The following is a 20,685-nucleotide window of genomic DNA, read 5'->3' on the forward strand; positions in this document are numbered from 1 at the left end:
TTAATCTGCCTCGTAAAATTTTGCTGCAAATAGTGCCTGAATCTCAGATAAAGCTTGTTCTTCATCTGCGCCTTCAAGCACCAAGCGTAAAGTGGTGCCCTTTCCTGCGCCTAGCATCAGGAGGGACATAATATTTTTGGCATCCACCAATTTGTCTCCTTTTCCAATTTGGATTGAAGAACGGAATTTGGTGGTCACTTCAATGAGCTTGCCAGATGCACGCGCATGTAACCCTAGTTTATTAATTACGTCAACAGTTGTGTCAATCATGCCCAGTGCTTCATTTCTCGATGGAGGACCTGAATAGACCATTTTGCCTCAAGGGCTTTTTTTAGTCTATCCACAATATATACAGAGCGATGCTGCCCACCCGTACAACCAATTGACACGGTCATATAGTGACGATGCCCTTCAGCAAAAGCTGGTAACCATTTATCTAAAAACTTATAAATATCTTGGAACATTTCGTGGGTTTGCTCACTTTGTTCCAAAAATTTTTGCACAGGGGCATCTAGTCCAGAATACTTCCGTAGTTCTAAATCCCAATGGGGATTGGGTAAATGTCGAACATCAAACACATAGTCAGCATCTAACGGAATACCATGTTTAAAGCCGAAAGACTGCAAAATCAAAATCAGGTTATCTGACTGCCCCAATTTTGACAGCAAGGTATGCTTTAAATCGTGCACACTTTTATCGGTGGTATCAATATGCACAGTTGAGCGCAAATTAATCGGCAATAAAAGGGTTTTTTCTTCTTGAATACACTGGTTCAAACTTTGAAAGCGTGTCGCCAACGGATGCGGACGACGTGAAGCACTAAAGCGCGCAATCAGTTCTTGGTCACGCGTGGTCAAATAAATAATATCGACCGTACCATGCCTTTGCAATTGTTCAAACACCAAGTCGAACTCTTGCAAATCTGCACGTGTACTGCGTACATCCACACCAAGCGCCAACTGCTCAAGGTTATTTTCCCGATCCAGTTTAGCCACAATCTCTGGGAGTAAGGCCAAAGGCAAATTATCAATACAGTAATAACCGAGGTCTTCCAACACTTGTAATGCAGAGGATTTACCCGAACCAGACTGTCCTGTAACAATTAAAATGCGCTTCATCTTAATCCTTTGAGAGGTGAGCTTGACTAAATAGATTTCACTTTTAAGTTATCAATTAAACGAGTTGCCCCGAGTTTTGCCGCAACAAAAAGCACCACATCTTGGTCAAACGCATCCATTTTTTGCAATGCAGGTGTGCGTGCTTCCACATAATCCACAACAAAACCAGCCTGTGTCAATGTCGCCTTTATATTTGCTAACACATCAGCTAAAGCGGTACCAGTTTGTAGCGACTGTTCTGCAGCTTTTAAACTTTGATAAATGGTCGGTGCCTTTTGACGGTTTTCTTCGCTTAAATAACCATTACGTGAACTTAAAGCCAAACCATCTTCTGCACGTGCAATTGCCACACCCATCACTTCAAGCGGCATATTCAAATCACGAACAAACTGACGAATCACAGCCAACTGTTGATAGTCTTTTTCACCAAAGAAAGCAAAATTAGGTTGCACAATATTGAACAGTTTCGTCACCACAACGGCGACACCATCAAAATGACCTGGGCGTTGTAGACCACACAAATCATTGGTTATATCTGAAACAGTAATATTGGTCAAACGTGGACTGTTGCCATACATTTGCTCAACCGATGGTGCAAACACGATGTCACAACCAACCTCGGCCAACAAGCGCTGATCTTGTTCCAAGGTGCGTGGGTAACTGTCAAAATCTTCATTGGGTCCAAATTGAATCGGATTCACAAAAATACTAACTACAACCACATCACAGAGTTTTTTCGCTTCGCGCACAAGGTTCAAATGCCCCTGATGCAAGTTGCCCATGGTCGGGACGAAACCAATACTTTTTCGAGCCGTTCGCGCAGGGTTCAATGATGCTGAGAGGCCTTGGATCGTGGTTTCAGTTTTCATGTTTTACAGCTCGACTTGGAATGTTTGTTCTTTTGCAGGGAATGAGCTATCAAGCACCGCTGCATGGTATGCCTTGAACGCATCCAAAATCGCCGTTTCCCCTGCTTGTTCTTTCATAAAGTTACGCACAAATTTTGCAACACGACCAAAAGTCAGTCCAAGCATGTCTTGTACCACCAAGACTTGACCATCGGTATCCACACCTGCGCCAATGCCAATGACAGGTACATGTGGGAACAACTCACTAATTTCTTTCCCGAGCTGCGCAGGCACACACTCTAATAACAGCACCGCAGCACCCGCATCAACCACCGCTTGGCAGTCCGCAATTAATTGGTCTGCCGCTTCACGTGTGCGTGCTTGTAATTTATAGCCACCAAACACATGTACAGACTGTGGGGTTAAACCTAAGTGTACACATACAGGAATACCATTGCGTGTCAAAACCTGAACCGTTTCAGCCAGCCACGCACCACCTTCAACTTTGACCATTTGTGCGCCCGCTTGCATCACCACTTTTGAGCTTTGCAAAGCATCATTTAAGGTGGCATAGCTCATAAACGGTAAATCGGTCATGATCAAGGCATGCTGGTTACCACGGCGTACAGCTGCGGTATGGTAAGCCATATCTTCAACCGTAACAGGCAAAGTGGAATCACGACCTTGAATCGCCATACCAAGTGAATCACCAATTAAAATGGTATCAATTTCAGCAAGTTCCATTGCCTTTGCCATACTTGCATCATAGCAAGTCAGGCAGGAAAATTTGCGACCTTCTGCTTTAAATTTTCTTAAGTCATTTAAACTAATCATCAAACTATTCCTTTCAACATCTTTAGCTCGGCTAAATTAAATCTCTGCCCAATTGCCTGCATCCAGCACGCTCAACGTGGGTTGTTGTACAACAGGCAACTGTTTCAACGCAATACCATCAATGTGTAAATTGGGGTCTAAATCCAGCAATGGAATCAACACAAAATCACGCTCCATCACACCGACATGTGGCACAGTTAAGCGTTCATGCTGAATTTTCTCTTCTGCATAGATCAGTAAATCTAAATCTAAAGTACGTTCACCCCAATGGCGTAAACGTACACGTCCCGACTCTTGTTCAAAACGTTGCAATTCATCCAGCAAGGCCAACGGCGCCAAGTTTGTGCTGAGTTGCACCACGGCATTTAAATAATTGGGTTGGTCTTGCGGCCCCATCGGTGGGCTTTGATACAGCTTGGAGATCTTCACATCGCCAAGACTAGCCAACTTGTGCACCGCTTCAGTCAAAATCACTTTAGAGTCGCCTAAGTTACTACCTAGACCAATGTACGTGACGATGCTCATTGTGTCGGCCCAAAAATCACGCTGCTTAAATCACGCTGAACACGTTTACGTTTTAAAATTGGGTGGTCTACACCAATCTCGGTTGAGCTGTGACCTGTTCCCTTACCAGTCGGGGTACGGGCTTCAGCGTGTTGCTTCGGTTTACGTGCACGGCGACTGCGTGATTCTTGCTCTTGCACCAAAGGCTCAATTTCATGACTTACCGTTTTGGCAATCGCCGCTTCTTCAGCACTTGCTTTACCACTGCGACGTGATTTTGCACGTTGGCGATTATATTGACTAATGGCACGTTCTTTTTCATCGGTGCTCATCAACTGATAGGCATCCCACCACTGTCCCATGCCGAGCGTACCCTCATCACCGGATTTTTCACGAAGCAACAAGAAGTCAAAGCCTGCACGGAAACGTGCATGGCTAGATAAGGCTTGAATTTGCTGTGCTTTCGGATTGAGTAAACGCGTTTGCATTTCCCACACTTCACGAATGAAGGTTTCGGCAAAGCGCGGAATAATAGTCCGCGTGGCTTGGCGTTTTAATACATCAAGTCCCGCTTGTGCACGAGCTTCAGCCGCAACCATACCTTTACTGCTATAAAACTCACAACGCTCTAAGAACGGCTGCCATAACAACACCGCATAGAAAAATGCAGGGTTGATGGTTTTGCCCACTTGAATGCGCTGATCGGTATTTTTAGCGGCACGTTCAATAAATGGGGTGATATTCGGTTGGATATCTGCAAATAACTGCTTCCAAATGCCGAAATCGATCAACATTGGCAACACACGATTTAAATGTCCCATCGTGAACAACTTCTGAGATTCATCATATAAACGGTGCGGCGAAACATCACGCAGTAACTGCGTCATTTCCAAGGTAAAAACGTCAAGAATTTGCTGATCAATTGAGAAACCTAATTTTGCAGCAAAACGTAAAGTCCGCAGCATTCGCACAGGATCTTCTTCAAAACGTGTTTGTGCATCGCCCAGTAGACGTAAGGTTTTATTTTTAATGTCATCCACAGCATGACAGAAATCTAAGACAACGCCCTTACGTGGCTGATAGTACATTGCATTAATTGAAAAATCACGGCGAGCAAAGTCTTGCTCTATCGTACCCCAATTGTTATCACGCAAAATCATGCCTTGCGCAGAGGTGACTTCTTTCTTCGGCGGTGCACGGAAAGTTGCCACTTCAACCAACTCACGACCTGAATAGACATGAGCCAGCTCAAAACGGCGCCCGATAATACGGCAACGTCGTCCGAAAACTTCTTTTACCTGTGACGGTGTTGCATTGGTCACTGCATCAAAATCTTTGGGATTTAGGCCAAGCATCATGTCGCGAACACCGCCACCGACGATATACGCTTCATAGCCTGCCTTAGTTAATGCATCGATCACATCTAAAATGTAAGAAGGTAATTGAGCGGTTGATAAACCACATTTTGACGCGCGCAAAGTTTGCAAAAGCCGCTGTCTCCTACGCCTAAACGTAAAATTCTAAGATGACGCTAATCATATATCTAACACAATCAAAGGGCAATTTGATTATCGAAAGCAAAGCAGGATTCTGATCAATTCACGAATAAATGACACCGCTTTTTTCACAAGCCCAAACGGGTTTTATTTTTTGCAAAAATTGCCGGTCCAATCCCGCGCACCTGTTGTAGCTCATCAATAGATTTAAATGCCCCTTGTTTCTGGCGATAGGCCACGATTGCCTGTGCCTTTTTTAGACCCACACCCTGAAGCTGCTGTAACTGATCGACACTGGCTTGATTTAAACTAATTTTATTTGCGCTCGACACAGGTTGGGCCTGAACAGGAGACACAGCACGTTTCACGCTCTTGGGGGCTTGAATACGATCATCCCACGCCTGCTGCTCTGCTTTCCAGTTCTGGTAGTTCTGATCAAAAGACTGTGCATAACTGGTCGGCACCCAAGCCAATAAACTCAGTAATAGCAACGCGATGATCAACAAACTTACTTTTATTTTTATCAAGTCAAGCCACCATTTTTATTATTTCAGTTGTAATTTGGCTTGCTCCCACAGTTGATCCATTTCTTCTAAAGACATCTGCTCAATCTTTTTTTGTTGTTGCAAAGCCTGATCTTCAATGAAAGCAAAACGAGTACGAAATTTATGAATCGTACTCAAAAGCGACATTTCGCTTGAGACGCCCAGTTTACGCCCAACATTGATCATTGAAAATAAACAATCGCCAAATTCACCTGCTATTTCATCGGAATTTTGCTGTTGAACCGCATGTTTCAATTCAGCTAATTCTTCTTCAAGCTTGGTATAAGCGCCTGCTACATCAGGAAAGTCAAAACCGATTTGTGCTGCATTTTTTTGAATCTGTTCCGCTTGTTGTAAGGCTGGACCATGTTTGATGCTGTCTAATCGTGACTGTACCTTACCTTGTTTTTCCTGCTGTTTAATTTGCTTCCAAAGCTCGCCCACATCTTCGGCAGACAAAGCTAAAAACTGCTGTGCTTGAAAGACATGGGGATGACGACGGATCAGTTTTTCTGTGATGGCATGAACCACATCTTGAAAATTAAAAGCCCCTTGCTCGGCATACATCTGTGACTGGAAAACCACCTGTAGCAGTAAATCACCCAACTCATCACGCACCTCATCAGCGTTACCTGAACGCACAGCAGCTTCAACTTCATAAGCCTCTTCAATAGCATAGCGGGTTAAGCTTTCTGGGGTTTGCTGTTGATCCCATGGACATTTTTCACGTAACTCACGCATCACGTTCAGCAATTGTTCCATGTTTATCTCTCTTCAAAAATCATATTGATAAAAATGACATTATGACGGCATTCATTTGTTATGCTCAATCCAATCACAACAATAACATCAAGAAAAAGAGCAACAAGGAGCAGTTTCAATGCGCAGTATTTTGATTAGCGGTGCAGCCCAAGGTATTGGTGCAGCGATCGCCCGCTTATTTTATGCACATCAGTACAAAGTGGGAATTTATGACATCAATAGCGCTCAAGCCCAACAGCTGGCAGCCAGCCTCGGCCCGAATGCCAAAGCAGGACAGCTCGATGTTTCCAACTATCAAGACTGGCAAACTGCTTTAGCCGAGTTTGTCACATGGGCAGGCGAGCTCAATATCTTGGTCAATAATGCAGGAATTCTATTCTCAGGGCCTTTTGAACACACAGAGATCAGCGCACATCACAAAACCATCTCGATCAATGTCAATGGTGTACTGAATGGCTGCCACGCTGCATTACCCTACCTCAAACAAGCGAATTTTGCTCGTATCATCAACCTTTCATCGGCTTCAGCCATCTATGGTCAAGCTGATTTGGTCTCGTACTCTGCCAGTAAGTTTGCGGTACGCGGCATCACCGAAGGCTTAGATACCGAATGGCAGAAATATGGCATTCGCGTGTTGGATGTGATGCCTCTATTTGTACAAACTGCCATGGTGCAAGATATGCAAGCGAAGAGTATTCAAAACATGGGGGTACACTTAACTGCAGAAGATGTAGCGCAACACGTTTTCCAACGTGCTGTTGCAAAAGATACGACACTCACTGCAACGCATCAAGCCGTGGGTGCCAGAGCCAAGCTTTTATTTCAACTGAGTAAAATCAGCCCCCAATTTCTCAATCGCCTGACCAACTTGTACCTTTCCAAATAAAAAGAGCCTGCAATTGCAGGCTCTTTCTTTTCAATTCGCTTAGTTACCTTGCACCAAACGACGCGCACTAATGATGCCTGGTTGTTGCTCCAATCGTGCCAACAGTTTTGATAGTTGCGATAAACCTTTCACTTCAATCAACAATTTCATATTGGCAATACCGTCTGCTTCAGAGATGGTATTAACCTGACGAATATTGATTTGATCGGAGAAAATCACTTGAGTCAAATCTTTGAGCAAACCACGGCGATCATAAGCTTCCACCACAATTTGCACACTCTGACCACGCGTTGGCTGCATTTCCCAGTCGGCTTCTACTGCACGTTCAGGTTCATTTTGAATCATGCGTAAGTAGTCAGGACACGCCACTTTATGGATGCTCACCCCACGGTTCAAGGTGATATAACCCGCAATTGACTCACCATGCACAGGCTGACAACACTGCGCCACATGCAGCTCAACGTTATCTAAACCATCAATCAGAATGCCATGCGCTGACAAGGTATGACTAGCACGTGGATTCAACGTCGGCTTCAGCACCAGTTCAGGTTCGTCCTGATCCAAATGCATATGGCGGTTCACCTGATTGATCAAGGCATGCAGACTAATGTCACCATTGACCAGTGCAATCAGAATATCTTCACCCGCTTTGACATTGAAATGATTGCAGTAATCATTCAAATCAATACTTTTTGGGTGAATTGCCAAACGTGAAAGTTCTTTGTTGAGCAGGTCACGGCCCACTTCCAAGTTTTTGCTGCGGTCTTGTTGTCTAAACCAATGACGCAGCTTGTCACGCGCACGTGCCGTCTTGATATAACCTAAAGAGTTCACCAACCAATCACGGTTTGGCTCACGGTCTTTCTTGGTTAAAATCTCAACTTGCTCACCCGTTTTTAAGGTATAAGTCAGCGGAACATAACGCTGATTCACCCGCGCGGCATAACACTTATTACCGACTTGAGTGTGCACATGATAAGCAAAGTCGAGTACGGTCGAACCACGTGGGAGCTCTTTAATATCTCCATCACGGCTAAATACATAAATCTTCTCAAAGTCTTCAAAATCTTGAATTTGCTCAAAATTTTCAGAGTCTTCATCAGACTTATGTACATTCGCATCATTGCGCTCTTGATAGTGTTCAAGTACTGCACGCAATGAATGTAAACGATGGTTAAAAGAGCGATCGGTATTCTTACCACCCTCTTTATAGTTAAAGTGCGAACACACCCCAAGTTCTGCTTCTTCATGCATGCTCTTGGTACGAATCTGAACTTCCAGTGACTTATTTTCCGCAATCACAGCCGTATGCAGTGAGCGGTAACCATTGGCTTTCGGATTGGTAATATAGTCATCAAACTGATGCGGAATATGCCGCCAAATTTGGTGCACGATCCCCAACGAGTGATAGCACTCAGGAACCGTTTTAACCAAGACCCGAACGGCACGAATGTCATAGAGCTGATCGAAGCTCAGGTTCTTACTTTTCATTTTTCGATAAATCGAATAAATGTGTTTTACCCTGCCGCTAATTTCAGCTTCAATGCCATGCTCATTCAAAGATGCACGCAATGTATCAATCACAAACTGAATATATTGCTCACGCTCCAGTCGCTTTTCATTCAGCAGCGTCGCAATTTCTTTATAGCGATCGGGTGCTAAATAGCGAAAGGCTAAATCTTCCAGTTCCCACTTTAACTGCGCAATCCCTAAACGGTGTGCCAGAGGTGAGTAAATGGTTAAGATTTCTCGTGCTACACGCTCTTGACGTTCTTTAGATGAAGTCGCCAATTCACGCAGTGCATAAGTTCGCTCAGCCAATTTGATCAGTACAACGCGCACGTCTTCCGTCACTGAAATCAACATTTTATAAATGCCGTTTAAGTGCTCGCGCTGATTGTTATTAAAGTGATCTTCGAGGTGTTTATTCTGCTCAATGAGGTCGGACAACTTACCCATAGCCAAAGTGCCTTTGACCAGTGCATGCACTTGTTCGCCAAAATGCTCTTGCACTTCCGCCAATGGAATCACGCCTTCGCGTACACCACGATAGAGCATCGCAGCAGCCAAGGTGTCTTCATCGACATGTAAATGGGCCAGAATATCCGCCATTTCAATACCGGTATAAAAGGTATTGGAACGATGATTAACCGTGGTTTCTAACTCTTTTTGTAAAGTCAAATTGGCAACTTCTTCGAGTTGCTCAAGCTTCGCATCATCTAATATGCTTCGAACACGATCTAACCATTCAGCCAAATCATGTTGAGCTTGTTCGGCATGCTCTACAGTCGCCTCCTGAGACAACTCATTAAGTCGCCCAGGTAGTTGCTCACGTACTGTGACCATACCCTTCTCCTACACTTTTACGCTTCATATTCTTTAATCGTTTATCTCATTATCTTTTTCAAACAATGCTATCGACTCAACGTGACCTGTGTGGGTAAACATGTCCATCACACCGGCTTTGACTAATCGATAACCCTGTTGTACCAACAGCCCCGCATCCCTTGCGAATGTCGCTGGATTACACGACACGTAAACGATTCTTTTTGCACCAAAGTTAGGCATATAATGCATTATTTCCTCTGCGCCTGCACGTGGAGGATCTATCAATAATGCATCAAATCCTTGATTTGCCCAAGAATGATGCGAGAAATCTTTTGTTAAATCTTGTGAAAAGAACTTCAACTGGCGAAGAGCATTACGTTCCGCATTTTCTGCACCACGTTGAACCATTTCTTCACTGCCTTCAACACCAACCACTTGTCCTGTTGCACCCACGCATCGAGCCAAAGGCAAAGAGAAATTTCCTAGACCACAGAACAAATCGAGAACACGTTCTCCTTGTTGTAAATCTAGCAAGTCACATGCCAATTTCACCATTTGCGGGTTAATGGTTGAGTTTACTTGAGTAAAGTCATGTGGGTTAAATCCAAATTCCACATCAAAATCATTTAAACGATAATGTAAACGCATCTCTGCATGTTCATCATCGACACGCTTTAAACTTTCTGGGCCCGCAGCTTGTAAATACAACTGCCACCCTTTGTCTAACGCAAATTGTTTTAATCGGTTGACATCCTCTGTGTTTAATTTTTCAGTATGTCGCACCGTGAGGGCGATGTCACAATCCCCCATAGCCAATTCTATATGACCAATGGCCGCTTTGGCTGTTAGACTTTGGAGTAACTGCTTCAAGCGTGTGATTGAACCAAACGCTTGATCTAACACCAAACAACGATCAATTGAAGTCAGTTTATTGGTTTGACGCTCTCGAAAACCGACCACCAACTTATCTTTATTGGGAATATAACGCACCCCAATGCGTGCTTTACGGCGGTAGTCTTCACGTAAAGAGCGCAAAGGCGGCAACCATTCTTCAGGTTGAATCCCCGCAAAATGCTGTAAATGCGATTGCAGTACATTTTGCTTTAAACGAATTTGTTCATCGGGGTGAATGTGTTGCATATTACAGCCACCACAGCTTTTAAAATGCGGACACTTCGGCTCAACCCGAAAAGCAGAGGCTTCACTAAGGAGTTGAACAGCGTCGGCTTCCTCTAAACGCTTTACCGCATGGGTAATCTGCGCTTTAACCATTTCACCCGGCAACGCATAGCTAATAAAGACTTTTTTACCCTGCTTGTCTGCAGGATGGTCTGGATGCGAACCATAGTGCGCTATGCCGCGTCCTTCATGCGAAAGTGACTCAACCTGAAAAATATAATTGGGCTGTTGAGTTGGACGAGGTTTGGCTCTATGTTTCATGTGTACCTAAAGATGGGAAGGGGAAAAATCAGCAGCGGTAAAGGCCGTCTGCTGTGAGGTCTCACGCCACACCGACAAAAAGTCTTGATGCTGCGGTTGAGCCTGTAAAAACTGGATGGTTTGATCGATAAAATGACGATGGTCTTGAGCTAACAATTGCCCTTTGAGCAAGAGCCAACGCAAATATACCAACCATGTATTTAGCACATCACCTTCACAATAACTGGTGAGTTTGAGCCATTCCTGCGCCCGAACATATTCAGGTACATGATACGCTCCATCACCTCGTTTACCGGGATACCCCAATAAATGGGCAACATCATCTAGCTTTTGGAAATGACGTCCATTAAACATTGCCATCACATCCATCAGGTCGATGTGACGCTGATGATAACGGTTCTGATAGTTATTATAGCGCTTTTGTGTGTCAATTTCGCCCTGATCGAACAAAGCAGGTGCAGTTAAACCATGATACATAGCACGAAGCATGATTACAGGTAAGTCAAACTGAGCACCATTCCAACTCACTAAAGTCGGTAAACGCTTATCAAATATAGATAAAAACTTACTGAGAATTTCTGCTTCCGAATATTGTTCACGGCTAAAAGAAAAGAGTTTCATCTGGCCTTGGTCATCCAGCCATAAGCCTGAAATACACACAATTTCATGCAAAGCCAAACGCTGAAAATCCATGCCTGACTCTTGGCGACGCAATTTGGTCAGTGCCGCCTCCAAATCAGCCTCAGGCAAATCTAAACCATATAAATGCGCCCCCGATCTCAAATCAGTCATGGTTTCAATATCAAAGGTGAGCACAGGTAGGCGCATAGCAGAACTCTCTTTTATTGTTTTATTCAGGATCGACCACAGAGAAAAGACCCGTCGATAAATAACGGTCACCACGGTCACAAATAATGCACGCAATGACGGCACCAGGGTTTTCTTCAGCAATTTTAATTGATGCCCACACCGCACCACCTGAAGAAGTTCCTGCGCTAATCCCTTCTTTTTGCGCCAATTTACGCATGGTTCTTTCTGCTTCAATTTGCGGAATATCAATAATCTGATCAATCCGACTGCGGTCAAAAATCGTTGGTAAATATTCTTCAGGCCAGCGGCGAATCCCTGCGATACTTGAACCATCCGATGGCTGTAAGCCAATAATTTGAATGTCGGGGTTCATCTCTTTGAGATATTTAGAGACCCCCATAATGGTACCTGTAGTGCCCATTGAACTTACAAAGTGAGTGATTTTGCCACCTGTTTGCTGCCAAAGTTCAGGCCCAGTCGTTAAATAATGTGCTTCAACATTATCAGGATTACCAAACTGGTTGAGTACATGCCCTTTGCCTTCTTCTTGCATTTGCAAAGCCAAATCACGTGCACCTTCCATGCCCTGTTCTTTGGTCACTTCAATCAGTTCCGCGCCATAAGCACGCATGGCATCTTTACGTTCTTGGCTCATGTTGTTGGGCATAATCAGTTTCATCTGATAGCCACGCATCGCAGCAACCATCGCCAGTGCAATGCCGGTATTTCCACTGGTCGCTTCAATCAAGGTATCGCCCGGCTGGATTTGCCCTCGCTTTTCCGCTTGCATAATCATATTATACGCGGGACGGTCTTTGACAGAACCTGCGGGGTTGTTGCCTTCTAACTTTGCCAATACTGTTGCTTGAGTGTGACTTGCCAGACGCTGTAAACGCACCAGTGGAGTTTTTCCAACATAGTGATCTAACAAAAATTCGTCTGCTTGAAAATCAGTGGATGTAGTACTCATTCTTTGCACCTTGATCGAGGTGCGCCTATTGTATGGAAAAATGCCAGTCCCTGCACCCATTTAGCGTGCTTTTTCGTGAAAGTGATTAAAGCACCATCGATTTTTTATAAAGCGTGCTACACTTCAAAGCATAGGGAATAAATCACTTGCACCATGTCAAATATCAATAAAAAGTTATTTAATCGTCTGCACTTAAACCATGCTTATGGACAGCTCATTGCACTTATTTTCGTGCCGATTATGGTCTTGGCTTGTGTAGGTGCATTACTGGTTATTACCGAAACTTCAAATGCCGCCAAAGCCCAACAGCGACAAATGGCGATAGCGATTTTAACGCGCTATCAGCTAGATGCGGAAGCGGCGATCAATTTGGTGAATGCCTCCCCTTGGCAGTATGAAAATGCACGTTATTTGATGCAAAAGATGTTAGATGAAAAACATCTGATTCGTGCCGCAATTATTGATGAAAAAGGCAATAACAAACTCAGCATTGGCTACCAAGACCAAGCGCCGTGGCCTGCGCTGAAAAAAAATACTGATTTTTTTGGCCCAATGAATTTTAAAGGTAATACAGTATATGGTTTGCCCATCAACCAATTTACAGGCACGCCTGCGCAGTTGGTGGTTGAGTTAGATAACCAGCCCTTACAAATTGCCCGTTATCGCGTGTTGATTGTGTTGATTGCGACAGGTCTGTTGACACTATTACTACTTTTACTCTGTTTAAATTTCTACTCGCGTCGCTGGATTGCGCCGATGTATGAAATTCGCATGCAGCTGCAACGTTTAAATGCCGACACCCTCGATCAACACATGCTGATTAACAGCACCGGTGAATTACGCTTACTACAGCGCGATATTGCCAATGTGGTGAAACGCCTGCATTTTAGTTTTTTAGAATTGAAAGAACACACTGAGCAAACGGAAGACGATTTACGTCGAACCCTTGACACTTTAGAAGTGCAAAACATTACCTATCGTCAAGCGCGTGACCAAGCCATTTCAGCAAGTCAGTCCAAGTCTGTATTCTTGGCCAATATCAGCCATGAACTGCGCACGCCACTGAACAGTATTGATGGTTTTATTCACCTGTTACTGCGTCAAGACAACCTCAACAATGATCAAAACCTGTATTTACAAACCATCCGAAAATCATCTGCACACTTACTGGCACTGATTAATGATGTTTTAGATTTTTCAAAAATTGATGCAGGTAAAATAGAACTCGATACTGCAACTTTTGATTTAGAAGAAGCAATTTTTGATGTTATGGATATGCTGTCTCCTCTTGCTGCACAAAAGCATATCGATATGGCCTTTTACTATGCCGACAATGTGCCAAAGCATGTGGTTGGAGATGCCCTACGCTTCAAACAAATTTTAACCAACCTGATTTCCAATGCCATTAAGTTTACTCCTGATGGTGAGATCATCGTCCGCGCAAGAATGGAACAAGATGATATTGGACAGTGCCTATTGCACTTTAGTGTACAAGACAGCGGTATCGGACTCAGTGGAACCGACCGTAAAAAACTGTTTGAGTCTTTCTCGCAAGGTGATGCTTCGGTCACGCGTCAATTTGGCGGCACAGGTCTAGGCTTAGCGATTTCCAAACAGCTGGTGCATTTGATGCAGGGGCAAATTGGATTTGAGGACAACCAAGAACGCGCGCCCACCGAAAAAGGTTCCACCTTCTGGTTTACCGCCATGTTTATGGTCAATGAAGAAGATGAGTACGTTGAACATCCTCAATTTAGCGACATGCAAGTGGTCTCGTATTTGGCGCATCCTGCAACGGCCAATATTCTGCGTCATTATCTTGAAGACTATGCTGTGGAACACATCGAATCGAGTTCAATTTTAGACTTGTTCAGCCACCTCAACAGACTGCCTCAAGATGTGGAAAATACATGGTTAATTGTTGATCACAGTGGTGATACCGAAGCCTTATTAAAAGAAATTCGTCAGCGTTATAGCGGTAACCTTGCGGTTTATGGTTACCAGATGTCACTCGATTTGACCACGCTGAATGAATATCGCGCACGACCATTATACCAACCGCTCAGTCGGAGTGCTTTGATTCAATTGCTCAGCAATCAACCGCTATTTGAAGAAGACGAAATGGAGTCCTTCAATGGTCAAGGCTTACATATTTTAGCGGTGGATGACCATCTCCCTAACCTGATTGTCCTTGAAGCACTACTAGGCGAATTGAATGTCACGACAACAAAAGCTTTAAGCGGCCAACAAGCCTTAGAGATTTTACAAGAGCGCGCTGAACACGACAGCAAAGCTTTTGATTTGGTATTTATGGATATTCAAATGCCTGTCATGTCGGGTGTCGATACCACACGTGCCATTCGTGCGCTGGAGTCAACCATTGAAAACCATAAGCGTTTGCCCATCATTGCCCTCACCGCACATGCATTGGCCGATGAAAAACAAAAACTACTGCAAGTCGGCATGGATGACTATGTCACCAAACCGATTCAAATTGATCAGATTATCCAAATCCTGACCCATTGGACCACTGATCGCTTCAATAAAGGCTCACCCGTTGAAAAAGCTATCGTGATTGAAGCACTCGATCCTAAGGTGCTCGACTGGCAGCAAAGCTTACAGTTAGCCGCCAATAAAGAAGATTTAGCGGTCGACTTATTGCGTATGTTAATGGACAGTTTTGATACTGAGTTGCATGAAATGAAGCAATTGATTGAAATGGAAGATTTCCCACAATTGGAGCATGTGCTACACCGCCTGTATGGTGCAACACGCTATGTCGGTGTACCCAACTTACAAGAAGCAACAGGGACATTTGAACAGTTTGTTTCAACCTTACGTAAAGAACGTCGTAAAGCCGATGAACAATTTGTTCAAGAAACCATAAAGCGTTTCAATGAACTCAAAGTTGTGATTGAACAAGTACAACATGCGGCACAGCAAATTTTAATCAAACATATCCCATAAAACATTCAAAAGAGCATGGCACGAAAGACAAATTGCGACGTGACTCTTGGTGTCATTTATCCGCACGAGAGCTATGCTATGCTCCATGCGAGCAAAAAATAAGAGTTCTCATCATGGCTTTACTTCGCATTGAAAACAAAAACGGCATTGCCACTGTTTCACTTAACCGCCCAGACAAACGCAATGCGATGAGTTTCGACCTGTTGCGCGAGTTGGTTAAAACTGCTGAAAAAATTAAAAAAGACCGCAGCATTCGTTGTGTCATCCTCACTGGTGAAGCGCAAGTCTTTAGTGCAGGCATTGATCTTGCCGATTTGAACAATCCGAAGAATCGCGCCTATGCCGCATGGGAGCTGATTAAACCGGGACAAAGTCTATTTCAAAAAGCTTTCCTAATTTGGCAAGAACTGCCTGTTCCTGTGATTGCCGCGATTGAAGGGTTTTGCTTTGGCGCGGGTATGCAACTGGCTTTAGCGGCAGACATTCGTGTCGCACACCCTGCAACCAAAATGTCGATTATGGAAAGCCGTTGGGGACTGGTTCCGGATATGGGACTGACGCGTTCTTTGAAAGGTCTAATCGGACTAGATCTTGCCAAAGAATTAACACTTACGGCACGTATTTTCGATGCAACTTATGCCAAAGAAATCGGCTTAGTCACACATCTTGATGAATCACCGCTTGCTAAAGCCCAAGCCATTGCAGAAGAAATGTTACAACGCTCACCAGATGCGCTCATGGCCTCAAAATATGTGCTGGATGCCATGCAGCATGAGCCTAAAAAATCCTTACGTTTGGAAAAAATTTGGCAGCTCAAATTACTGTTAGGTAAAAATAGCCAAATCGCACGTAAGAAAGATAAACAACCCGACGTGCAGTATCTACCACGCCAATATAAATAACAGTATTTAATCACTGACAATCAAAGAGGGTCCCATGAATTTCGATCGACACACTAAAATTGCATTTCTCGGCATGGGACTCATGGGAAGCCGTATGGCCACCCGCTTACTTCAAGCAGGTTTCGAAGTCGCTGTATGGAACCGTACCCGCAGTGCCTGCGATGCACTCATTGATTTGGGGGCGACAGACTTAGCACTACAGAATATTGCTGAATATCCTATAGTCCTAACATGTTTAGCCGACGACAAAGCTGCACTCAGCGTTTATGAACAAATCGAACCGTTTTTGACGGCGAAGCAAGTAATCATCGACTTTTCCAGTCTTTCGGTGGAGCAAACCCTGAGTCTTGCAGCACGTGCCGAACAAAAACAGGTGCAATGGATCGACTCACCTGTTTCAGGGGGGACTGTCGGTGCGGAACAAGGTACGCTGGTCATCTTTGCTGGTGGCGATGCACAGACGATTCAAGACTTGTCTTTGATTTATAATATCTTGTCGCAACGTGTCACCTGTATGGGCAACACAGGAACAGGACAAGCCACCAAAATTTGTAATCAACTGATTGTGGCAGCCAATAGCACGCTGATTGCAGAAGCGGTTGCTTTAGCATCCAAAGCTGGCGTGGACACTCGCTTACTCGCACCTGCGTTTGCAGGCGGTTTTGCCGATTCGAAACCCTTCCAAATTTTAAGTCCACGTATGGCGACTCATCTGTTTGAGCCCGTACAGTGGAAAGTTCAAACCCTGTCCAAAGACTTGAACAACGCCGTGCAGCTTGCTGCGCAGCACCAACTTGACATTCCTGTTGCAGCGCGAGCACTTCAGCAATTGCAAGTACACCAACAACAAGGCTATGCTGAAGCTGATCTTGCCTCAGTCATATTACAAGTAGAACAACAAGCCAAATAAAATCAGGAGAAAATCATGACCAAACTTGCTGTAAATTTATCCATGATTTTTACCGAAGTACCGTTGCTTGAGCGTTTTGCTTTAGCGCAAGCTGCTGGCTTTAAACACGTGGAAATCCAATTTCCCTACGAACTCAGCATTGAACAAATTCAAACTCAGCTTAGGCTTCATGACTTAAGTCTCTGCCTGATTAACGTTCCTGCGGGTGACTTAATGACTGGTGGCAATGGACTCGCAGGTGTCCCCGGCAAAGAGCTAGAGTTTCATCACGCTCTTCAGTTGGCAGTTCAATATGCCAGCGCACTCAAAGTGCCAAGTGTGAATATCCTTGCTGGTAAACAGCCCCTAGATGCCGACCTACTGCCCTGTTTAAATACCTTGTCAAAAAACCTGAAACTGGCCTGCCATATGTTCAGTGAACATGACATTCAACCTGTCTTTGAAATGATCAACGGCACGGATATGCCACGCTTCTTAGTACAAAATATTGCCCAAGCACAGGAAATGCTAGAAGCAGTACAACACCCTGCACTTAAAATGCAATACGACTGCTATCACATGGCCATGATGGGTGAGGATGTGTTGCAAGGGCTACAAGAAAATATTCAAGATATTGGTCACATCCAATTTGCAGACTGTCCGGGGCGGCATGAACCAGATACTGCACAAATTATGTATACAAATATTTTTGAATGGCTACAACACAGCAGTTATGACGGTTTTATTGCGGCTGAATATCGACCAAAAACTGTTTCAACTCAGTCCTTTGCATGGAAGGCAAAATACTTTGCTGCACATCCTCAAAGTTGAACCATTGCGGATTTGAAATTTTCGCCTAAAAACGCTATATTATAAGATGAGTTATTGTCCGGAAAAATTCCCTTTATGAATTTAGAACCATCGCCCAGCGCTTCTAATTCTCACGATTTCGCAATGAATACCCAAGCTGCCGACGTACAAGCTTGCTTAAAAGTTGTACATGAAGCCCTTGAAGATGTAAAAGCAAAAGATATTTTAGCGATTGATGTCAGCCTAATCAGCAACGTCGCTGATGCAATTGTGATTGCAAGCGGTACATCAACGCGTCACATCAAAGCACTTGCTGATAACGTTGCTGAAGAAGCACGTAAAGCAGGCTTCCGCCCTCTCGGTGTCGAAGGCGAACGTGATGCAGAATGGATCTTGATTGATCTTGGCTTTGTTGTTGTGCACGTGATGTTGCCAACAGCACGTCGTTTCTACGACTTAGAAAGCCTTTGGCGTGCAGCCCCAGAAGAAACTGTAGCCTAATATGAAAAAAGCGACCTGAAGGTCGCTTTTTTTATGTCTAATTTTCTTTAAATTAAGCGATGCATATCGACCATTGGGTAACGCTCTTTCACTTGGCGCTTCACATGGGCATAGAGTTGATCTGCTTTTGCTGGACCATAAAATTCACAATAATTTTCATAACATATTGTCAAGACCTGCGCATATTGAGTCATGGGCAAAGCTTCGAGTACTGCTCGATCATTCAAGGCCTGATACTTATCGACCACAATGGATAAAGCGTCTAGCTGCGTTTTCACCTCACGCTCAAACTCCTGCACATCAACGGCTTTGACTGCTTGACAGATATTTTGCATAAAAAACGTCAATGCATCGAGTAACACTGCTCCCCCTTGTTCACTTTTCGATGCTTTTGCAGATGGGTTCAACAACACTTGTTTTTCAACTTGGGCCATCTCTGCCAAGACATTTTTGAGCATGTCTTTTCGGAAGTAACGTAATTCCTCTGTGGTGCAAATTTCACTCAAAAAACGATTCAGGACAAAGGAGGGTTGATCACCATATTTCGCTTCCCAGTGATTCAATACTTGCTCTAAAAGTGTTCCTTGTAAGTACTGACTCAATCCACGTTCGATCGCTTGGCGTTTTTGTAAAATAGTTAATGTTTCGGTCGACATGAGCTATCCTCTTTCATTAATGACGTTTGGTCATATCATCAGTTTCAAACGTCACATCACGCTGAAACTCGGGATAAGACAGTTCTGCATGTTCGGTATAGTCCAAGCCACGTTGTTCATGTTGTTTACTCACCCGCAAACCACCAAGAACGAGGTCTAAGACTTTAAAGACGATCAACGCCACACCAAAACCCCACGCAAAGGCTGTCACAATCCCCAAGCCTTGTACCGCAATGATTCCCGCATTAAACATTTGGTTTTCAAAAAACAACCCCGCAGCCAATGTGCCCCACGCCCCACAAAAACCATGTACAGTCACCGCATCGACCACATCATCCAAGCGGAGTTTTTCCATCACCACAGGTAAAATACTGACCAACACACCTGCAACCGCACCACTAATGATGGCATACACTGGACTCATGGTTGCACAGCCCGCCGTAATTGCAACCAGTCCACCCAAGGAGGCATTAATGGTGCCGCGCACTAAAATCGCTTTACCACGTATTAGGGTATAAACCATATAGGCAACTGCCGAAGCACACGCCGCCAAATGCGTATTCAAGGCAATCCGCCCAATACCCACATCCGCCTTCACAGTAGAGGCCGCATTAAAACCAAACCATGCCAACCATAGAACAAAACCGCCTAGCGCCACCAACGGTAAATTATGCCCTGCCAAATAATGGACCTGTCCATTGCGCCCAAACCGCCCTAAACGGGGTCCCAGCACAATAATTCCAGCTAAGGCCACCCATCCACCAATCGAATGCACCACTGTTGAACCAGCAAAGTCAATGAAACCCATGGCTTTTAGCCAACCTTCGCCATCAAATAAGCTCCCCCAAGCCCATGCACCAAAAATCGGGTATATCAAACCACTGACCACTGCAGCACTCACAATATACGCCACAAAGTGAATCCGCTCAGCCATCGCCCCACTGGCAATCGTCGTGGCGGTGGCAGCAAACATCATTTGAAAGAACAAGAGGTTCCAGTGCCAGTCATCCATAGCATTGGGGGCAAAATGCGAGGTTCCTATCCAACCACTCGAATTGGCACCAAACATCAAACCAAAGCCAATCAACCAAAACACCAAGCCCCCTAAACACGCATCCATATAGTTTTTCATGAGTACATTAATGGTGTTTTTAGAGCGCACCGAACCACTTTCAATCAGGGCAAAACCTGCTTGCATGAAAAACACCAAAATGCCACCGAGCACCACCCAGACACTGTCAAGCGAGAGGCAAATCTCTTGAATATTTTGAGCCTGTGTTGGCAGGGGTTCTGCAGCAAAACTGGGTAAAGTAATACATCACACGAAGAAGAGTAAGTATTTTATTTTTTTCATGAATAATCCCCCAAAGATTATTCATCTCAATTGCAAAATCAATGCCAGTGTTTCAACACCTTATA

Annotated in this window: 20 protein-coding genes; 6 read left to right on the forward strand and 14 right to left on the reverse strand. The window is 44.3% G+C overall.

Annotation, left to right across the window (positions count from 1 at the left end; genetic code table 11):
- The 8 genes from AC4CU3_RS05660 to mazG all read right to left on the reverse strand — a co-directional run bounded on the left by AC4CU3_RS05660 (position 1) and on the right by mazG (position 6,107).
- Positions 1–270, reverse strand: a complete 270-nt coding sequence (locus AC4CU3_RS05660; RefSeq protein WP_010325935.1) for an HPr family phosphocarrier protein — start codon at positions 268–270, stop codon at positions 1–3.
- A complete protein-coding gene (rapZ, locus tag AC4CU3_RS05665; protein WP_004692298.1) occupies positions 267–1,118 on the reverse strand; it encodes an RNase adapter RapZ in 852 nt (283 codons plus the stop codon). Before rapZ ends, AC4CU3_RS05660 begins: the two co-directional genes overlap by 4 nt.
- A 26-nt stretch (positions 1,119–1,144) precedes the next feature.
- Positions 1,145–1,987 carry a pantoate--beta-alanine ligase gene (gene panC, locus AC4CU3_RS05670; RefSeq protein ID WP_279044034.1) on the reverse strand — a complete coding sequence of 281 codons (843 nt, stop codon included), beginning with the start codon at positions 1,985–1,987 and terminating at the stop codon, positions 1,145–1,147.
- Between the two features lie 3 nt (positions 1,988–1,990).
- The gene (gene panB, locus AC4CU3_RS05675; protein WP_004692301.1) at positions 1,991–2,800 is read right to left on the reverse strand and encodes a 3-methyl-2-oxobutanoate hydroxymethyltransferase; all 810 of its coding nucleotides are present in this window, start codon (positions 2,798–2,800) and stop codon (positions 1,991–1,993) included.
- A gap of 36 nt (positions 2,801–2,836) precedes the next feature.
- Positions 2,837–3,325, reverse strand: coding sequence for a 2-amino-4-hydroxy-6-hydroxymethyldihydropteridine diphosphokinase (folK, locus tag AC4CU3_RS05680; protein ID WP_004692303.1), 489 nt, complete (start codon positions 3,323–3,325; stop codon positions 2,837–2,839).
- Positions 3,322–4,791 carry a polynucleotide adenylyltransferase PcnB gene (pcnB, locus tag AC4CU3_RS05685; protein ID WP_279044033.1) on the reverse strand — a complete coding sequence of 490 codons (1,470 nt, stop codon included), beginning with the start codon at positions 4,789–4,791 and terminating at the stop codon, positions 3,322–3,324. Before pcnB ends, folK begins: the two co-directional genes overlap by 4 nt.
- A 137-nt stretch (positions 4,792–4,928) precedes the next feature.
- Positions 4,929–5,327, reverse strand: coding sequence for a ComEA family DNA-binding protein (locus tag AC4CU3_RS05690; RefSeq protein ID WP_078388726.1), 399 nt, complete (start codon positions 5,325–5,327; stop codon positions 4,929–4,931).
- An 18-nt stretch (positions 5,328–5,345) separates the two neighbouring features.
- On the reverse strand, positions 5,346–6,107 hold the full coding sequence (gene mazG / locus AC4CU3_RS05695) for a nucleoside triphosphate pyrophosphohydrolase (protein ID WP_279044031.1): 762 nt from the start codon (positions 6,105–6,107) through the stop codon (positions 5,346–5,348).
- Positions 6,108–6,225: 118 nt separating this feature from the next.
- Between mazG and AC4CU3_RS05700 the strand changes: the two genes are divergently transcribed.
- Positions 6,226–6,993: an SDR family oxidoreductase gene (locus tag AC4CU3_RS05700; RefSeq protein WP_279044029.1), complete on the forward strand. Its 768-nt coding sequence runs from the start codon at positions 6,226–6,228 to the stop codon at positions 6,991–6,993.
- A gap of 39 nt (positions 6,994–7,032) precedes the next feature.
- Here AC4CU3_RS05700 and AC4CU3_RS05705 read toward each other — a convergent pair whose 3' ends face one another.
- From AC4CU3_RS05705 to cysM, 4 genes are read right to left on the reverse strand one after another with little or no spacing between them, the layout of a single operon-like run.
- Entirely contained in the window at positions 7,033–9,339 is a 2,307-nt protein-coding gene (locus tag AC4CU3_RS05705) for a RelA/SpoT family protein (RefSeq protein WP_279044028.1), read from the reverse strand.
- 33 nt (positions 9,340–9,372) lie between these two features.
- Complete coding sequence (gene rlmD / locus AC4CU3_RS05710; protein WP_279044027.1) at positions 9,373–10,761, reverse strand: 23S rRNA (uracil(1939)-C(5))-methyltransferase RlmD; 1,389 nt, start codon at positions 10,759–10,761, stop codon at positions 9,373–9,375.
- A gap of 6 nt (positions 10,762–10,767) precedes the next feature.
- A complete protein-coding gene (locus tag AC4CU3_RS05715) occupies positions 10,768–11,589 on the reverse strand; it encodes a 3'-5' exonuclease (RefSeq protein ID WP_004692313.1) in 822 nt (273 codons plus the stop codon).
- Positions 11,590–11,611: 22 nt separating this feature from the next.
- Positions 11,612–12,541: a cysteine synthase CysM gene (gene cysM, locus AC4CU3_RS05720; RefSeq protein WP_004692314.1), complete on the reverse strand. Its 930-nt coding sequence runs from the start codon at positions 12,539–12,541 to the stop codon at positions 11,612–11,614.
- A gap of 153 nt (positions 12,542–12,694) precedes the next feature.
- Between cysM and AC4CU3_RS05725 the strand changes: the two genes are divergently transcribed.
- The 5 genes from AC4CU3_RS05725 to rsfS all read left to right on the forward strand — a co-directional run bounded on the left by AC4CU3_RS05725 (position 12,695) and on the right by rsfS (position 18,610).
- Positions 12,695–15,508, forward strand: a complete 2,814-nt coding sequence (locus tag AC4CU3_RS05725) for a GacS-like sensor histidine kinase (protein ID WP_490738045.1) — start codon at positions 12,695–12,697, stop codon at positions 15,506–15,508.
- Positions 15,509–15,621: 113 nt separating this feature from the next.
- A complete protein-coding gene (locus AC4CU3_RS05730; RefSeq protein WP_004692317.1) occupies positions 15,622–16,410 on the forward strand; it encodes a crotonase/enoyl-CoA hydratase family protein in 789 nt (262 codons plus the stop codon).
- A 34-nt stretch (positions 16,411–16,444) separates the two neighbouring features.
- Positions 16,445–17,320 carry an NAD(P)-dependent oxidoreductase gene (locus tag AC4CU3_RS05735; protein ID WP_278345127.1) on the forward strand — a complete coding sequence of 292 codons (876 nt, stop codon included), beginning with the start codon at positions 16,445–16,447 and terminating at the stop codon, positions 17,318–17,320.
- 15 nt (positions 17,321–17,335) lie between these two features.
- Positions 17,336–18,130 (forward strand): TIM barrel protein, encoded by a 795-nt coding sequence (locus tag AC4CU3_RS05740; RefSeq protein ID WP_279044024.1) that lies wholly within the window; start codon positions 17,336–17,338, stop codon positions 18,128–18,130.
- Positions 18,131–18,205: 75 nt separating this feature from the next.
- Positions 18,206–18,610 carry a ribosome silencing factor gene (gene rsfS / locus AC4CU3_RS05745; protein ID WP_004692321.1) on the forward strand — a complete coding sequence of 135 codons (405 nt, stop codon included), beginning with the start codon at positions 18,206–18,208 and terminating at the stop codon, positions 18,608–18,610.
- A 47-nt stretch (positions 18,611–18,657) separates the two neighbouring features.
- Here the strand turns inward: rsfS and AC4CU3_RS05750 are convergent, their stop codons facing one another.
- Positions 18,658–19,266 carry a hypothetical protein gene (locus AC4CU3_RS05750; RefSeq protein WP_279044023.1) on the reverse strand — a complete coding sequence of 203 codons (609 nt, stop codon included), beginning with the start codon at positions 19,264–19,266 and terminating at the stop codon, positions 18,658–18,660.
- Positions 19,267–19,282: 16 nt separating this feature from the next.
- Positions 19,283–20,581 (reverse strand): ammonium transporter, encoded by a 1,299-nt coding sequence (locus AC4CU3_RS05755; protein WP_228128225.1) that lies wholly within the window; start codon positions 20,579–20,581, stop codon positions 19,283–19,285.
- Between the last annotated feature and the right edge of the window lie 104 nt (positions 20,582–20,685).

It is taken from the genome of Acinetobacter sp. 802_lipA (assembly GCF_058242885.1).

Coding starts and splice junctions, on each gene's coding strand:
- rsfS (WP_004692321.1), top strand. CDS start 18,206: ATGAATTTAGAACCATCGCCCAGCGCTTCTAATTCTCACGATTTCGCA.
- panC (WP_279044034.1), bottom strand. CDS start 1,987: ATGAAAACTGAAACCACGATCCAAGGCCTCTCAGCATCATTGAACCCT.
- AC4CU3_RS05750 (WP_279044023.1), bottom strand. CDS start 19,266: ATGTCGACCGAAACATTAACTATTTTACAAAAACGCCAAGCGATCGAA.
- cysM (WP_004692314.1), bottom strand. CDS start 12,541: ATGAGTACTACATCCACTGATTTTCAAGCAGACGAATTTTTGTTAGAT.
- panB (WP_004692301.1), bottom strand. CDS start 2,800: ATGATTAGTTTAAATGACTTAAGAAAATTTAAAGCAGAAGGTCGCAAA.
- AC4CU3_RS05740 (WP_279044024.1), top strand. CDS start 17,336: ATGACCAAACTTGCTGTAAATTTATCCATGATTTTTACCGAAGTACCG.
- AC4CU3_RS05730 (WP_004692317.1), top strand. CDS start 15,622: ATGGCTTTACTTCGCATTGAAAACAAAAACGGCATTGCCACTGTTTCA.
- AC4CU3_RS05735 (WP_278345127.1), top strand. CDS start 16,445: ATGAATTTCGATCGACACACTAAAATTGCATTTCTCGGCATGGGACTC.
- AC4CU3_RS05660 (WP_010325935.1), bottom strand. CDS start 270: ATGATTGACACAACTGTTGACGTAATTAATAAACTAGGGTTACATGCG.
- AC4CU3_RS05725 (WP_490738045.1), top strand. CDS start 12,695: ATGTCAAATATCAATAAAAAGTTATTTAATCGTCTGCACTTAAACCAT.
- mazG (WP_279044031.1), bottom strand. CDS start 6,107: ATGGAACAATTGCTGAACGTGATGCGTGAGTTACGTGAAAAATGTCCA.
- folK (WP_004692303.1), bottom strand. CDS start 3,325: ATGAGCATCGTCACGTACATTGGTCTAGGTAGTAACTTAGGCGACTCT.
- AC4CU3_RS05705 (WP_279044028.1), bottom strand. CDS start 9,339: ATGGTCACAGTACGTGAGCAACTACCTGGGCGACTTAATGAGTTGTCT.
- AC4CU3_RS05715 (WP_004692313.1), bottom strand. CDS start 11,589: ATGCGCCTACCTGTGCTCACCTTTGATATTGAAACCATGACTGATTTG.
- rapZ (WP_004692298.1), bottom strand. CDS start 1,118: ATGAAGCGCATTTTAATTGTTACAGGACAGTCTGGTTCGGGTAAATCC.
- AC4CU3_RS05700 (WP_279044029.1), top strand. CDS start 6,226: ATGCGCAGTATTTTGATTAGCGGTGCAGCCCAAGGTATTGGTGCAGCG.
- rlmD (WP_279044027.1), bottom strand. CDS start 10,761: ATGAAACATAGAGCCAAACCTCGTCCAACTCAACAGCCCAATTATATT.